This window comes from Streptomyces sp. NPDC000880 (assembly GCF_053599675.1).
This window is the reverse complement of sequence record NZ_JBSFMS010000062.1, coordinates 1-13659: the sequence shown is the minus strand read 5'-3', so window position 1 is coordinate 13659 and position 13659 is coordinate 1. Positions and strand designations below refer to the sequence as shown.

General features: G+C 69.2%; 12 protein-coding genes and 1 pseudogene. 6 read left to right on the top strand and 7 right to left on the bottom strand.

What is annotated here, in order from left to right; all coding sequences use genetic code 11:
- Together ACWDO5_RS20705 and ACWDO5_RS20700 are read left to right on the top strand one after the other, a co-directional pair.
- Nucleotides 1–2940, top strand: a complete 2940-nt coding sequence (locus tag ACWDO5_RS20705; protein WP_450531793.1) for an NHLP bacteriocin export ABC transporter permease/ATPase subunit — start codon at nucleotides 1–3, stop codon at nucleotides 2938–2940.
- A 347-nt stretch (nucleotides 2941–3287) separates the two neighbouring features.
- Entirely contained in the window at nucleotides 3288–4265 is a 978-nt protein-coding gene (locus ACWDO5_RS20700; protein WP_450531792.1) for an NAD-dependent epimerase/dehydratase family protein, read from the top strand.
- A 143-nt stretch (nucleotides 4266–4408) separates the two neighbouring features.
- On the opposite strand, the gene ribA is transcribed toward ACWDO5_RS20700, so the two are convergent.
- Nucleotides 4409–5059 (bottom strand): GTP cyclohydrolase II, encoded by a 651-nt coding sequence (ribA, locus tag ACWDO5_RS20695; protein ID WP_450531791.1) that lies wholly within the window; start codon nucleotides 5057–5059, stop codon nucleotides 4409–4411.
- Nucleotides 5060–5186: 127 nt separating this feature from the next.
- On the opposite strand from ribA, the gene ACWDO5_RS20690 reads away from it, so the two are divergent.
- The gene (locus tag ACWDO5_RS20690) at nucleotides 5187–5933 is read left to right on the top strand and encodes a creatininase family protein (protein ID WP_450531810.1); all 747 of its coding nucleotides are present in this window, start codon (nucleotides 5187–5189) and stop codon (nucleotides 5931–5933) included.
- A pseudogene (locus ACWDO5_RS20685) lies at nucleotides 5930–6577 on the top strand (RibD family protein); the annotation flags it as partial. The gene ACWDO5_RS20690 and the pseudogene ACWDO5_RS20685, both read left to right, overlap by 4 nt.
- Here the strand turns inward: ACWDO5_RS20685 and ACWDO5_RS20680 are convergent.
- From ACWDO5_RS20680 to ACWDO5_RS20660, 5 genes are all read right to left on the bottom strand, one after another.
- Complete coding sequence (locus ACWDO5_RS20680; RefSeq protein WP_450531790.1) at nucleotides 6566–7684, bottom strand: lysylphosphatidylglycerol synthase transmembrane domain-containing protein; 1119 nt, start codon at nucleotides 7682–7684, stop codon at nucleotides 6566–6568. The pseudogene ACWDO5_RS20685 and the gene ACWDO5_RS20680 sit on opposite strands and share 12 nt — an antisense overlap.
- Entirely contained in the window at nucleotides 7681–8517 is an 837-nt protein-coding gene (locus ACWDO5_RS20675; RefSeq protein WP_450531789.1) for a class I SAM-dependent methyltransferase, read from the bottom strand. Before ACWDO5_RS20675 ends, ACWDO5_RS20680 begins: the two co-directional genes overlap by 4 nt.
- A complete protein-coding gene (locus ACWDO5_RS20670) occupies nucleotides 8514–9584 on the bottom strand; it encodes a glycosyltransferase family 4 protein (RefSeq protein ID WP_450531809.1) in 1071 nt (356 codons plus the stop codon). Before ACWDO5_RS20670 ends, ACWDO5_RS20675 begins: the two co-directional genes overlap by 4 nt.
- A gap of 32 nt (nucleotides 9585–9616) precedes the next feature.
- Nucleotides 9617–10015, bottom strand: coding sequence for a 6-pyruvoyl trahydropterin synthase family protein (locus ACWDO5_RS20665; RefSeq protein WP_450531788.1), 399 nt, complete (start codon nucleotides 10013–10015; stop codon nucleotides 9617–9619).
- A 64-nt stretch (nucleotides 10016–10079) separates the two neighbouring features.
- Nucleotides 10080–11072 carry a zinc-dependent alcohol dehydrogenase gene (locus ACWDO5_RS20660; protein WP_450531787.1) on the bottom strand — a complete coding sequence of 331 codons (993 nt, stop codon included), beginning with the start codon at nucleotides 11070–11072 and terminating at the stop codon, nucleotides 10080–10082.
- A gap of 109 nt (nucleotides 11073–11181) precedes the next feature.
- On the opposite strand from ACWDO5_RS20660, the gene ACWDO5_RS20655 reads away from it, so the two are divergent.
- Entirely contained in the window at nucleotides 11182–11916 is a 735-nt protein-coding gene (locus ACWDO5_RS20655) for a CDP-alcohol phosphatidyltransferase family protein (protein ID WP_450531786.1), read from the top strand.
- Nucleotides 11917–11986: 70 nt separating this feature from the next.
- On the opposite strand, the gene ACWDO5_RS20650 is transcribed toward ACWDO5_RS20655, so the two are convergent.
- Nucleotides 11987–13045 (bottom strand): vWA domain-containing protein, encoded by a 1059-nt coding sequence (locus ACWDO5_RS20650; RefSeq protein ID WP_362681348.1) that lies wholly within the window; start codon nucleotides 13043–13045, stop codon nucleotides 11987–11989.
- A 318-nt stretch (nucleotides 13046–13363) separates the two neighbouring features.
- Between ACWDO5_RS20650 and ACWDO5_RS20645 the strand changes: the two genes are divergently transcribed.
- Complete coding sequence (locus ACWDO5_RS20645) at nucleotides 13364–13552, top strand: hypothetical protein (RefSeq protein ID WP_450531785.1); 189 nt, start codon at nucleotides 13364–13366, stop codon at nucleotides 13550–13552.
- Nucleotides 13553–13659: the final 107 nt, after the last annotated feature.

Genomic DNA, 13659 nt, shown 5'->3' with positions numbered 1-13659 from the left:
GTGGCATCCGTTCACCCGTCCGCGGTCGCGGGACCGGGCGAGATCGACGCGGTGACCCACGCGCTGGGCGGCCTCGGCGCGCCCGTCGACTGCGCCGGGCTGCGCAGCCTGGCGCTGGAGGGGCCGCAGGTGCTGTGGCTCGTCGTCGGCGGGGCGCTGGATCTCTTCGCGGTCGACGCCGCCCAGCAGGGGCACTGGCACTTCCTCGGCCGTCTCGAAGCGGGCACGCTGCTGCTCGGCCCGGTGGACGGCCCGCGGCACACTCTGCTCGGCAGGCCTTCGCAGGACTGTCAGCTGCGCCGGATCCCGCTGCGGGAGCTGTATCGGCCGGAGTACGGGACGTACGAGACCGAGTACGGGACGTACGACACCGGACAAGGGATGTACGACATCGGCCAGGGGATGAACGAGACCGGCCAGGGGTCGTACGACACCGGACAATGGACGTACAACACCGGCTATGAGGCGCCGAGTCCGCTGGAGTACGCCTTCGCTCTCGGCACCGGGCGGGGCCTCGGCGTCCTGTTCCAGGCTCCGCTGGACGGCCGGCCGGCGACCGACGGTGCTGTGACCGACGACGACATCCTGTGGATGCCGGTCTCCCCCGGCTCCGTCCAGTACGGCGCCGCGTACAGCGCGGAGGCGGCCGGCGACCTGCTGGTCGACGCCGCGCTGTGGCAGCAGATGGTCAACCAGCAGTACCGGCTGCTGTCCGCGGTGGACCGCTGGATCGAAGAGCTGGAGCGCGCGCACGAGGACCGGACGGCCGCCGGCATCAAGGCGGGCGAAGCCGTCCGCGCCCGGGCCGACCAGGCACTGCTGGCCTCCATCGGCAGGCCGGAACGGGCCGGCCGGGCATACACCGGCGCTGACGTGGCGACCGACGACGCGACGTTCGCCGTCTGCCGACGGGTCGCGGAGGCCGCCGGGATCACGCTCTTGGAGCCGTCGAAGAGCGGTGCGGTGGGCGATCGCATCAGTCCGGTCGAGCGGATAGCGGTCGGCTCGCGGATCCGTACCCGCGCGGTCAAGCTCGACGGTCGCTGGTGGCGTACGAACACCGGGCCTCTGGTGGGCCATTGGGCCAAGTCGGGAGCCCCGATCGCGCTGCTGTGGCGTCGCGGCCGGTACGAAGCGGTGAACCCGGCCTCCGGACTGCGCATACGCATCGACAGGAACACCGCGGAGGAACTCGAACCGCGCGCCGTGATGTTCTACCGCCCGCTGCCCGAACGGCCCATGACCGCCTGGCGGCTGCTGCGCTTCAGCATGCGAGACACCCGCATGGACCTGCGTAATCTGGCGCTCGCCGGGCTGGTGACGGTGGGTCTCGGCGCGCTGGTGCCGATCGCGACCGGCCAGGTGCTCGGCGTGTACGTGCCGACGGCCGAGCGGAACCTCATCGTCCAGGTCGCACTCGCGGTCATGATCGCCGGCGTCGTCTCCGCGGCTTTCATGCTGCTGCAGAACCTCACCATTCTGCGGATGGAGGGGCGTATCGAGAGCGCACTGCAACCGGCCGTGTGGGACCGGCTGTTGCGGCTGCCGACAAGGTTCTTCACCGAGCGCTCGACCGGAGAGCTGGCCAGTGCGGCGATGGGCATCAGTGCCATTCGCCGGGTGCTGTCAGGCATCGGTCCCGTCGCCGTGCAGGCGAGCACGGTCGGCGCGATGAACCTCGTACTGCTGCTCTGCTACAGCGTTCCGCTGGCGCTCGCCGCGATGGCCATGCTGATCCTCATCGGAGCTGTGTTCCTCGGGATGGGCCTGTGGCAGCTGCGGTGGCAGCGGCAGCTCGTCGAGCTCGGCAACAAGCTCAACAACCAGGCATTCCAGACCCTGCGCGGGCTGCCCAAGCTGCGCGTCGCCGCGGCGGAGAGCTTCGCGTACGCCGCCTGGGCGCGGGAGTTCGCCCGCTCCCGAGAACTGCAGCAGCGCGCCGGCCGGATCAAGAACCTGACCACGGTCCTCGACGCGGTCTATCTGCCGCTGTGTTCGCTCACCATGTTCATGCTGCTGGCCGGCCCTGCCCGCGGCAGCATGTCGGCGGGCGAGTTCCTGACCTTCAACACCTCCGTGACCATGCTGCTGACCTCCGTCACACAGGTCTCCGGGGCGCTGGTCTCGGCCGCCGCCGTCCTGCCCATGTTCGAACAGATCAAGCCGGTCTTCGACGAGGCCCCTGAGGTCCGCGGCGCCAGCGCCCAGCCCGGCGTTCTGACCGGCGCGATGGAGGCCAGGAAGCTCTCCTTCCGCTACTCCGACGACGGCCCCCTGGTCCTCGACGACGTGTCTCTCCAGGTGCGGCCGGGCGAGTTCGTGGCGATCGTCGGCCCCAGCGGATGCGGCAAGTCGACGCTTCTGCGCCTCCTCATCGGCTTCGACAAACCGGCCTCGGGCAGCGTCCTGTACGACGGCCAGGACCTCTCCGCCCTGGACCAGGCTGCCGTCCGCCGCCAGTGCGGTGTCGTCCTGCAGAACGCACAGCCGCTGACCGGCTCGATCCTGGACTGCATCTGCGGCGCCGAGGCCTTCACCCAGGAAGAGGCGTGGGAGGCAGCCGAGATGGCGGGCCTGGCCGAGGACATCAAGCGCATGCCGATGGGTCTGCACACCATGATCTCGGCCGGCGGGGCGATCTCGGGCGGCCAGCGCCAGCGCCTGATGATCGCCCAGGCCCTGATCCGGCGCCCGCGCATCCTCTTCTTCGACGAGGCGACCAGCGCGCTGGACAACGAGACCCAGCGCATCGTGATCGAGTCCACGCGCCAACTGAGCGCCAGCCGTGTGGTGATCGCCCACCGGCTGTCGACGGTGATGGACGCCGACCGGGTGATCGTGATGTCGGACGGCCGAGTCGTGGAACAGGGCCGGCCGGCTGACCTGCTCGCGAATCCGGACGGCGCGCTTCACGAACTGGTGCGCCGTCAGATGGCGTGAGCAGACGGGATCGTGGAGCCGACGGCACCCTCTCGGGGTCGTCGATATCGATTGACCAGGTAGCCGTGCGGGGTGGCGGCGGGAGTGCCGGGGAGTGGACTCTCCCGATCTCCTTGGCATGTGGCCGCGGGGCCGACAAACTGAGGTGCCGCAGTCGGCGTGACTTCGCCACAGCAAGAGACGGGGAGCGGGGTGCCGGATGCCGGTGGACTTCCCACCCACCCGGCGTACAGCTCCGTTCGCCTCCCCGGTCGTACAGAGCAGCGAGCGAAGTAGGATACCGCGTGGGGCCACTGACTATCTGCGTTCCATCGGTGGTGCAGGGACCGGTCGTAGGAGAAGGCACCATGCGCGTTGTGCTCATCGGCGGAACTGGACATGTCGGCAGCTACCTCGTGCCGCGGTTGGTGCGGCGCGGCCACGACGTGACCGTTGTCACCCGCGGGCCCAGCAAGCCGTACCACCAGGACGCCGCCTGGCAGCAGGTGCGCCGGGTGCACGAGGACAGGGATATCGAGGACGCCACCGGAGTCTTCGGCAAGCGGATCGCCTCCTTCGAAGCGGACGCGGTCATCGACATGGTGTGCTTCACGCCCGACAGCGCCCGGCAACTCGCCAAAGCCCTCCGAGGCGTCACCGGGCACCTGGTGCACTGCGGCACGGTGTGGGTGCATGGGACGCCGGTCGAAGTCCCGATCACCGAAGACGCACCGCGGAAGCCCTTCGGCGACTACGGGGTGAACAAGGTGGCCGTGGAGGAATATCTGCTGCGGCAGTCCGCCCTGGGGGGAACGCCCACCACTGTGCTGCATCCCGGGCACATCAGCGGGCCGGGATGGGTTCCCATCAATCCTGCGGGCAACCTCGATCTCGACGTATTCGGTGTGCTCGCCCGCGGTGAAGAACTTCTGCTACCCAACGCCGGCCTCGAAACACTGCACCACGTGCATGCGGACGACGTGGCGCAGGCATTCGAGCTGGCGCTGCACGACCCCACCGCTTCAGTGGGCCGGGCCTTTCACGCCTGCTCGGAACGGGCTTTGACACTTCGCGGTTACGCGGAAGCCGTCGCGGGCTGGTTCGGCCAGCCGGTCCGGCTCGGGTTCGCGCCGTACGCGCAGTGGGCAGCCAACGTGGAAGAGCAGGTCGCCCAGGTGACGTACGACCACATCACCCACAGCAGCAACGTCAGTATCGACCGCGCCCGTCAGCTGCTCGGCTACGCCCCTCGATACTCCTCTCTGCAGGCCGTGCGTGAGGCGTTGGCGTGGTTGATCGACGCGGGACGTGTGGACACCGGTGGCCGTACTCTCACCCCGGCCTGAGCAACTCCGTTCGGGACAGGCCGCGTTCTGCCGTGCACGACCTCGCCCCAGGCAGTCTCCTGTGCACGCGCGTCCTCGGCAACCCACCCGCCACCGCACTCCGTTAAGGCGTGCCGTCCTCCCGATTACCACCCTCGGAGCGCCTAATCGGCCGCGCCGTCCAAGTGCGGCAGGTAGTGATCGAGGCGGTCCCGCTTGGTCCACAGGTACGAGATGTTCTCTTCGCGCGGCGGTATCAGCAGCGGAACCTGCTCGGTGACTTTGACGCCGTACCGCAGCAGGGCTTCGCGCTTGAGCGGGTTGTTCGACAGCAGCCGCACGGATTGCACACCGAGGTCGTGCAGGATCTCCGCCGCCACCCGGTAGTCGCGGGCGTCGGCCGGGAACCCGAGGGCGAGATTCGCCTCGACCGTGTCCAGCCCCTCCGCCTGGAGCTTCATGGCCCTCAGCTTGGCCAGCAGACCAATCCCGCGCCCCTCGTGACCCCGGAGGTAGACGAGAATGCCGCGCCCTTCCGTCACGATGGCGTGCAGTGCGGCGGACAGCTGATCGCCGCATTCACAGTGCTTGGACCCGAAGACATCTCCGGTCAGACACTCCGAATGCACGCGGGTAAGTGCTCCCTCTTTCTCGGCATCGCCGTAGACCAGCACCATTTGTTCGTCCCCGCTTTCGCGGTCCAGGTAGCCTACGGCGAGGAAATCGCCGTGCATGGTGGACAGTCGGACATCCACCACTCGTTCGGCACCTGATGGACGAACACTCCCACCGAGCACGCCATCACTTTCTGTCATGACCCCGATCCTATCTGGCAAGCTCACGGCAGCGTGAGCGAAAATGACGAAGAAACATCAACTGGCCGCCCGTTTCATCGCGTTCGACCACGAGCGCGCCGAGCGAACAACGAAAGGCCCTAAAACAATGAGTGGTTCACAAACGCCACAGGCATCGGGCCTGTTGCCTTGGGACTCCACGGAGGACGTGCGGACCAGGCAGGCCGATGTCGCCATCCTTCCCATAGGCAGCTTCGAGCAGCACGGTGCGTTTCTTCCCCTGGTGACCGACACGGTCGTCGCCTGCACCATCGCCCGGGAGATCGCCGCGGCCCATCCGGTTCACCACCTTCCTCCTCTCACGATCTCCTGCTCGCACGAGCATGCGGACTGGCCGGGGACCGTCAGCATTTCCGCTGCGACCCTCCACGCCGTCGTACGGGACATCGCCGACTCGCTCCGCCGGTCCGGAGTCGGTTCCCTGGTTCTTGTCAATGGGCACGGAGGAAATTACGTACTGCGCAACGTGGTTCAGGAATCCGCGGGCAGCGGTATCCGTATGGCGCTTTTTCCGGGTTCGGCGGACTGGGATGTGGCACGAGCCAGGGCAGGTGTGCAGACCCCGTCCCACAGCGATATGCACGCGGGTGAAGTGGAGACGTCCATCCTGTTGCACGCCCATCCCGAACTCGTCCGCCCCGGTTATGAAACCTCCGATTTCCTGGTCGACGACCGCAAGCATCTACTCACTCTGGGTATGACGGCCTACACCAAGTCCGGTGTCATCGGCCGTCCGTCAATGGCGTCCGCCGATAAGGGAAAAGAACTTCTGGCCGCACTGGTCGAATCCTTCGGTGAGTACGTCTCACTGCTCACCCGGCAGGAGACGAGATGACCGGCCGCAGCGGTGTACTCGACGCGGCGGAAGCCTGGGAGCGGCTGCGCGGCATCCGGTCCCAGGCGGACGCCGAGGCCGCCGGCCTTGTCCGGAGCCCGGACGGCGGCCTGTGCTGGAAGCAGGACGCCTCGCCAGACGCGGACATTCTCGCCGACCGCTATCTGCCGCTGTGCCTGGCCGGTCCGCACGTCACGTTCGCCCAACTCGGACAGAGCCTGGACGGTTTCATAGCGACGCGTACCGGAGACGCCGACTACGTCACGGGCGAGGAGGACCGCCTTCATCTGCACCGCCTGCGTGCGCTCGCCGACGCGGTGGTCGTCGGGGCGGGCACAGCGGTCGCGGACGACCCGCAACTGACGGTGCGTGCCTGCCCCGGGGCCAACCCGGTGCGCGTCGTCCTCGATCCGCACGGCCGTGTACCGCTGGGGCGCCGGGTGTTCACCGACGGATCAGCGCCGACGCTGTGGGTGGTGGGCGAGGACGGTGAGCGCAGCAAGTCCGTTGGCGACGGCGTTGACGTACTGACGCTGCCGGACAGCGATGCGTTCGCCCCGGACCGCCTGGTGCGGGCGCTCGCACGGCACGGTCTGGGCCGGGTACTGATCGAGGGCGGCGGCATCACCGTGTCACGCTTCCTGCACGAGAAGGCGCTGCACCGGCTCTACGTCACCGTGGCACCGGTTCTGCTCGGCGACGGTGTCCCGGGGCTCCGCTTCGCCGGTACGCCGGTGATGCGGGACGCGCTCCGCCCGCCGGTGCGACGCGCCGCCCTCGGCGAGGACACGCTCTTCGAGCTGGAGTTGGGGACGCCGCAGACGGGCAAGCCACTGGCCGGCGAGCACCCCGGCACCGGGCAGGCTCGCGGCGAAGGTGAGCACTCCATAGACCACGGCGACGGTCAGCCCCTGGGCCGCGCCCAGGCCGGCGGCGCCGAAGGCCCACGCGGTGACGCCTTCCCTGGGCCCCCAGCCACCGACGTTCAGCGGCAGCGCCATGGCTAGCAGGGCCAGCACCATCAGGGGCACCAGCTCGGCGAACGGCGCCGTTGACCCTGCGGCCCGGGCGGCGAGAAGGAACGTGCTGAGGTGCCCCGCCAGCACCACGACGGACGAGATCACCACTCCCGGCCAGCTTCTGCGGGCGAGCAGTCCGAGTCGCGCTTCGGCCAGCGCGGCTCGGACCGTGCGGTGCCATCGCGAGGTGCCTGGCTTCCCGCGGAGGCGGACGGTGACCGCGATCGTCAGGGCGCCCACCACGGCGAGAGCCAGAGCGGTCCCCGGCGAGGCGGTCAGGTGGCGGATCTCCGCCAGGACCGAGGACGGCTGGGCGAGCAGGACCGTCACACCGATCGTGATCAGGACCACCTGGCCCGCGGCCCGTTCGAGGACGACCGCGCGCACGCCCCGGCCGACGTCATGCGTGTCCTGCCCGTGCCGCACCGCGCGGTGTACATCGCCGAGTACGCCGCCGGGCAGCGCCGCGTTCAGGAACAGCGCCCGGTAGTAGTCGGCGACGGCACGGACCAGCGGCAGCCGGATACTCAGGCCGCGGGCCACCACGCACCAACGCCAGGCGCTGAACACAGTGGTGAGCAGGCCGAGGCCGAGAGCGGCCAAGAGGGTGGGAGCGTCAATCCTGCGCAGCCCGTCCAGGAAGGCGCCGGTGCCCAGCCGCCACACCAGCAGCACGAGGATGCCGGCTCCGGCGACCGCGCCGAGACGGGCCCGAACTGTCTGCGCGCTCATGGGGTCCCGCCCGCCGGCCGGGGCAGTGCCAGCAGATCGCTGTGGTGCACCACCACCCGCAACTGGCCCGCCTCACACGCCGCCAGGCGGCGCCGCAGATACGCCTCGGCGCGCGACGCGAGGGCGGGGCGCTGCTCACAGGCCGCGCCGACCCAGCCCCGTAGCCACTGGGCCGTCAGCGCGGCCTCATCCGCGCCGAGCCGCCACGGGCTGGGGTGCGCCCGTACCGTCGCGCCTCGCCGTGCGAAGGCCTCGGAAGCCGCCGTGACGGCGTCGGGCCCGACCAGGCCGTTACGGCGCTGGTGGGCGTTGAAAGCGGCGGCGAACTCGGCATCCAGCGGTTCGGCCGGTGTCAGCTTGACCCTCCCGACCACGGAGAGCGCCAGCAGTGCCGGGCAACCGGCCCCCGCACAGGCATTGGCGAGGCCGTCCACCTCGTCGCGGGTGAGCACGTCCAGCAGAGCGGAGGCCGTCAACAGCGAGGTGCCGGCCAGGTCGTCCGCGGTCAAGCGGTCGATGTCACCGCGTTCGGCGGCGACCGTCACGCGGCTTCCGTCAGCCGCCGTACGGGGCATCCGCACGGCTGCCAGGTCGAGCAGGGCGGGGTCACGGTCGTGCAGGATCCAGTGCTGGGGGCCATTCAGCCGGGGTGCCAGCCAGCGTCCCATGGAGCCGGTGCCGCAGCCGAGATCGCGGATCACCAGCCCCGCATCTCCTCGCTTCAGGTGTCTGAGCAGCGGTTCGAGGAGTCCGGATGCGCGGGCGGCGGCGTCGGCGCCCTCCCGCAACTCCAGCCACTCGGGGGCATAACGAGGCGCGTCGGTCGTACTCACGCGGCCCTCCTGGGTTCGAGTGTGAGCTGTTCCAGCGCACCGGCCAGATTCCGCGAGGTCGTCTGCCACCCGTCCAGTGCGGTGCGCCGGTCGTGTGCGGCCGCCTTCAACCGACGGCGCAGGGCGGGATCGCCGAACCAGCGGCGCAGCGCCGCCGGGATTGCCGCCGGGTCTTCCGACGGTACGAGCAGGCCCGGCACGCTGCCGTCGGGCGCGCGCCCGACGGCCTCCGGGAGACCGCCAACGGCAGTCGCCAGCACCGGGATGCCACGCGCGAGCGCTTCGGTCGCGGCCATGCCGTAGGTCTCGGCGTACGAGGTGAGCACCATGAGGTCGGCGGCGGCGTAGCTCGCGTCGAGCTCCGCACCGGCCTGGGGTCCAACCAGCCTCACGCGGTCGCCGAGTCCGTACCTCTCGATCAGCTCCCTCAGCCCGGCGACATAGCCGGGGTCGTGATCGAGGCCGCCGACGCATACACAGTCCCAGGGCAGGTCCGCGACGGCCGCGAGTGCCTTCACCAGCCGGTACTGTCCCTTGCGCGGTGTCACCGAGGCGACACACAGCAGCCGCGAGGCACCATCGGTGCCGGGCGCCGGGGGCTCGATGTCGGCGCCGGGGGCGGCGACATGGACCCGGCCGACGGTGAGGCCGTGATGGGCCACGAGCCTGCGGGCCGCCCACTCGCTGGTCGCCACGACCGCGGGAACGGCGCGCAGAGTTTCGTGCTCCAAGGCGTCCAGAGCCGCCGCCCGGGCGGGGGCGAGACCTTTCTCGTCGCCCAGCGGCAGGTGCACCAGCACCGCCAGCCGCAGCCGTTCGGCCTCGGGGACGACGATGTCGGGAACGGCGCAGGCGACGAGTCCGTCGAGGAGGACGACGGTTCCGTCCGCCGACGCCGCCAGGACTCGGGCCAGTTCGGCGCGAGCGGCCGCTTCGGGCTGTGGCCAGCTGCCCGCGACGGCGTGCTCGTGGACCTGCCAGCCCATTCTGGGCAGTTCGCGGCACACCCGGCGGTCGTAGACATTGCCGCCACTCGGCGCGGACGGATCGTCGACGCCCCCGGGCATGACGAAGTGCACCGAAGGCCCGTCGGCGCGGTTCACAGGGTGCGCTCGTAACTCGCCCAGGCGATATGTGATTCGTGCAGGGTGACCGTGATGCCTGCCAGGCCGAGGGCGCCCTCGCCAAGAGCCCCTGAGTGCACCCGGTCGGCGAGACGGTCGGCGATGACCTTGGCCAGGAATTCCGTACTGGTATTGGTGCCGGCGAAGTCGGGGTCGTCGTCGAGATTGCGATAGTTCAACTCGCTGGCCACGGAACCGAGTTCGCGCGTGGCCAGTCCGATGTCGACGACGATGTTGTCGGCGTCCAGCTCGGTGCGGCGGAAGGTGGCGTCCACAAGGAACGTCGCTCCGTGCAGACGCTGCGCGGGGCCGAAGACCTCTCCACGGAAGCTGTGAGCGATCATGATGTGGTCGCGGACAGTGATGCTGAACAACGGATGACCCTCCAGGTGTGGCAGCACATCTGACCCTGTAGTACGGCTGGCCTGTTCTCGTTGTTCAGGCCGGATCAGCAGCGGCTTCGTACAGAACTCGGTGGCACAGCCCCGGGAGCTCCCCCGAGGCGAGCCTCGGCAGCACCTCCGGCAGTTCGTCGAAGGCGCATTCGCCGGTGATCAGCGCGTCGAAGGCGGGGTCGGCGAGCAGTTCGAGCGCGAGCGCGAGACGGTCGGCGAAGGTCCGGTTGGAGCGCCGTGAGGGGGACACCATCCCCACCTGGCTGCTGCGCACGACCAGGCGGCGGGAGTGGAAGGCCTCCCCCAGCGGCAGACTGATCCGACGATCGCCGTACCAGCTCAGTTCGACAACCGTCCCCTCCGGGGCGAGGAGTTCCAGTGAGCGCGCGAGCCCGTCCTCGGTGGCGCTGGCGTGGACGACGAGATCGCAGTCGCCCGCGGCGTCCTCGGGGAGCGAGAAGTCGACGCCGAGCGCGCCGGCGATCCCGGCGCGCATGGGATCCGCGTCGACGAGTTGCACGCGGACGGCGGGGTACCGGGCGAGGACGGCGGCGACGCCGGCGCCGACCATGCCGGCCCCGACCACCGCGATCCGGTCGCCGACCAGGGGCGCGGCGTCCCACAGAGCGTTCACCGCGGTCTCCACCGTCCCGGCCAGCACGGCCCGCGAGGCGGGGACGGTGTCCGGCACGGGGGTCACGGCGCTCGCCGGAACGACGTAGCGGGTCTGGTGCGGGTAGAGGCAGAACACCGTACGTCCGAGCAGGTGCCGAGGCCCCTCTTCGACCAGGCCGACGTTGAGATAGCCGTACTTGACGGGCCCGGGGAACTCGCCGTCCTGGAACGGCGCCCGCATCGCGGTGTGCTGGCTCTTCGGTACGCCGCCGCGGAAGACGAGGGTCTCCGTTCCGCGGCTCACACCGGAACAGAGGGTGCGCACCACAACCTCGTCGGCGGCGGGTTCCGGCAGATCGACGTCCCGTATCTCGCCGTGGCCGGGAGAGCCGAGCCAGAAGGCACGGGCGGCGCGCTTCATCTGCGTACTCCTGAACAATCGGGCGACGTCTGACGTACTGATCTTTAAGAAGCCGCGGCCACGGTACGCGGCGCCATGAACTCTGTCACGCAGCCGGAGGGCGGCAAGGGTGGCCCTGAACAACACGTATGACAGGCGGCTGCTGAGCCAGGAGACAGCCGCGGGAGCGGGAGCGCAGATACTTCTGCTGACCCTTCTCGGCACGGCTATCGGCCTGGGGCCCGCGGGATGGCTGACAGGTCTGGCGTTCGCGCTCGTCACCTGGGCCGTGCTCACGCGCGCCGTGCACCGCTCGTGGCTCCGCTCCTTCGGGCCCGCCAACCGCGTCACCCTGGCGCGGGCGACGCTCGTCGGGGGCGTGACCGCCCTGGTCGCGGACTCTTTCGAGAGTCCGCCGCAGGTCACGATCCTGGTCGCGCTCACTACAGTGGCACTGATACTCGACGCGGTCGACGGCAAGGTCGCCCGCCGCACCGGGACGGCGTCCCCCCTGGGCGCGCGCTTCGACATGGAAGTCGATGCCTTCCTGATACTGGTACTCAGCGTCTATGTCGCCACGTCGCTGGGCCCGTGGGTCCTGCTGATCGGCACGATGCGCTACGTCTTCGTCGCGGCGGCCCGGGGTCTGCCATGGCTGAACGGAGCCCTGCCGCCGAGCATGGCCCGCAAGACGGTGGCAGCGCTGCAGGGGATCGTGCTTCTGGTGGTCGGCGCCGGATTCGTCCCGCGCCTGCCCGCGTTCGCGGCGGTCTTCTCTGCGCTGGCCCTGCTCATCTGGTCCTTCGGACGCGACATCAGGTGGCTGTGGCGGGTCAGGGACCGGCTGAAGGTGACCGGATGCTGAATAGAGGCACCGCCCAACGGGCCTTCGCAACTGGTCCTGGACCACCTGCTCTACGCCCTTCTCGTGAATTTCAGAGCATGATGAGCAGACGCGTCTTCGGCTTGAGCTTTCTGTTCACCGAACGACTCTGCACGTATACCTCCAACTTGGGATTACGCCCCGCCTTCACGGAGACGGTCCCCTGGATACCCGTGCCGAACAGAAGACTGCGTGCCGCGTCGCCCGTGTATGCGCGATCAGTGTCCTTCTCGACCACGATGACTTCCTTATCGGGCTGAACCTGAACCCGGGTGCCCAGCTGGTAGTAACACGACCCGCGTTCGTACGTCACGCCCGGATGCGAATCAACGAAGGATCGAATCTCGACCTCCGTGTCGACCTTCAGGAGTCGATACTTGTCGGCCGGGACCGGTTCGAGGTTCGCCCGCACGTCGTCGACCGATATGTCCTGGCCGACCGCGAACAGGTTCTTCGTGCCGCGCACGCCCTGCTCGCGGCCACGGAGGAAGCTGGTGGCGGCAGCGCGCACGGTACCGATCGCCTCCTCGACACCCTCCTGGGAATCCGCATCCCAGATGGCGATGTTTCCGGCCGGGAAGCCGTAGTTCTGGGCGGTTCGCTTCGCCAGGGAGTTCGGAACGAGGATCGCGGAAGTCCAGTGGCCCGGAAGCGCACCCATCTTCGCCGCGATCTTGTCGAGCCAGGGGCCGAGGATGGCCATGTCGCCGTCGTGCCGTCTGTCGCCGCCGGAGGCGTTCTCCTCGCCGTCCGTCACCACGATCTGGAGGAAGCTGTGCTCGCCGTACGCCTCCCAGATGTGGCCCAGGTCGTCCAGGGACTTCAGAGAGGCTTCGATGAGGGCCGTAGCGCCATTGTTGACCTTGTACAGACCCCGCATGGACGGCAGATGCTTCACGTCCATGTCCCAGACCAGGTTCTCCACCTTATGGTCGAAGGAGTAGAGGCTGATCCGGGTCTCATGACCGAGGCTGTCCGACTCAGCCTTCAAGCCCGCCACGAACTCGTCCACGACGCGGATGAGTTGACTCTGGTGCTGATGCATGGAACCCGAACAGTCCACTACCAGCGCGACGTGATTCACCTTGTGCTGGATCTTGTTGGCGGACACGTTTCTGCTCCTTCTCCGAGGCTCCCCGAGTGATGTCTCCACACTATGGGGAGGCACTGACAACGGAGCTTGACGGACGATCACCCACCTGCCCCGCGGCAGACCCCGGGCGGGAGGCAGCGGTGAGAGCCAGACGCCCGTGTTCCGAGCACACGGCCTGCACAGGGTGAACTTTCCCCGCCTCCTTCCTCACGTCCACGCGATGCGCTTGACCGCGTAGCAGCACAGGCGGGTGCCGTAGAGGTCGAGGGCATCGTCGGGGTACGTCGCGTAGTGCGCAGCGATGTCGGACCATCGGTCCCAGCCGTAGAGGCGGGCGTGGCGGCGGTCGTCGTCGCTGCGTTCGGGTTCGAGGAACTAAAGTGCGGTGGCGCGCTGTCGCAGTATGCCTGCCATGCCGCGTTGCCGGCCGGTCCGCCGGTGCCCAGGTCCTCTCTCAACCGCAGCGCCCGCCGCGCCGCGTGGCGGATGATCCGCCGCGAGGAGGGCGTGGACGACGCGGCCTGACGGCCGACGGCCGGACGCACGCGTGGGTCCATGCGCCCGGGGGGCGGCAGGGGCCCCCGGGTGTCGTTAGGCGCACGCCGCACGGGGGGGGGCCCGCCGGACGAAAC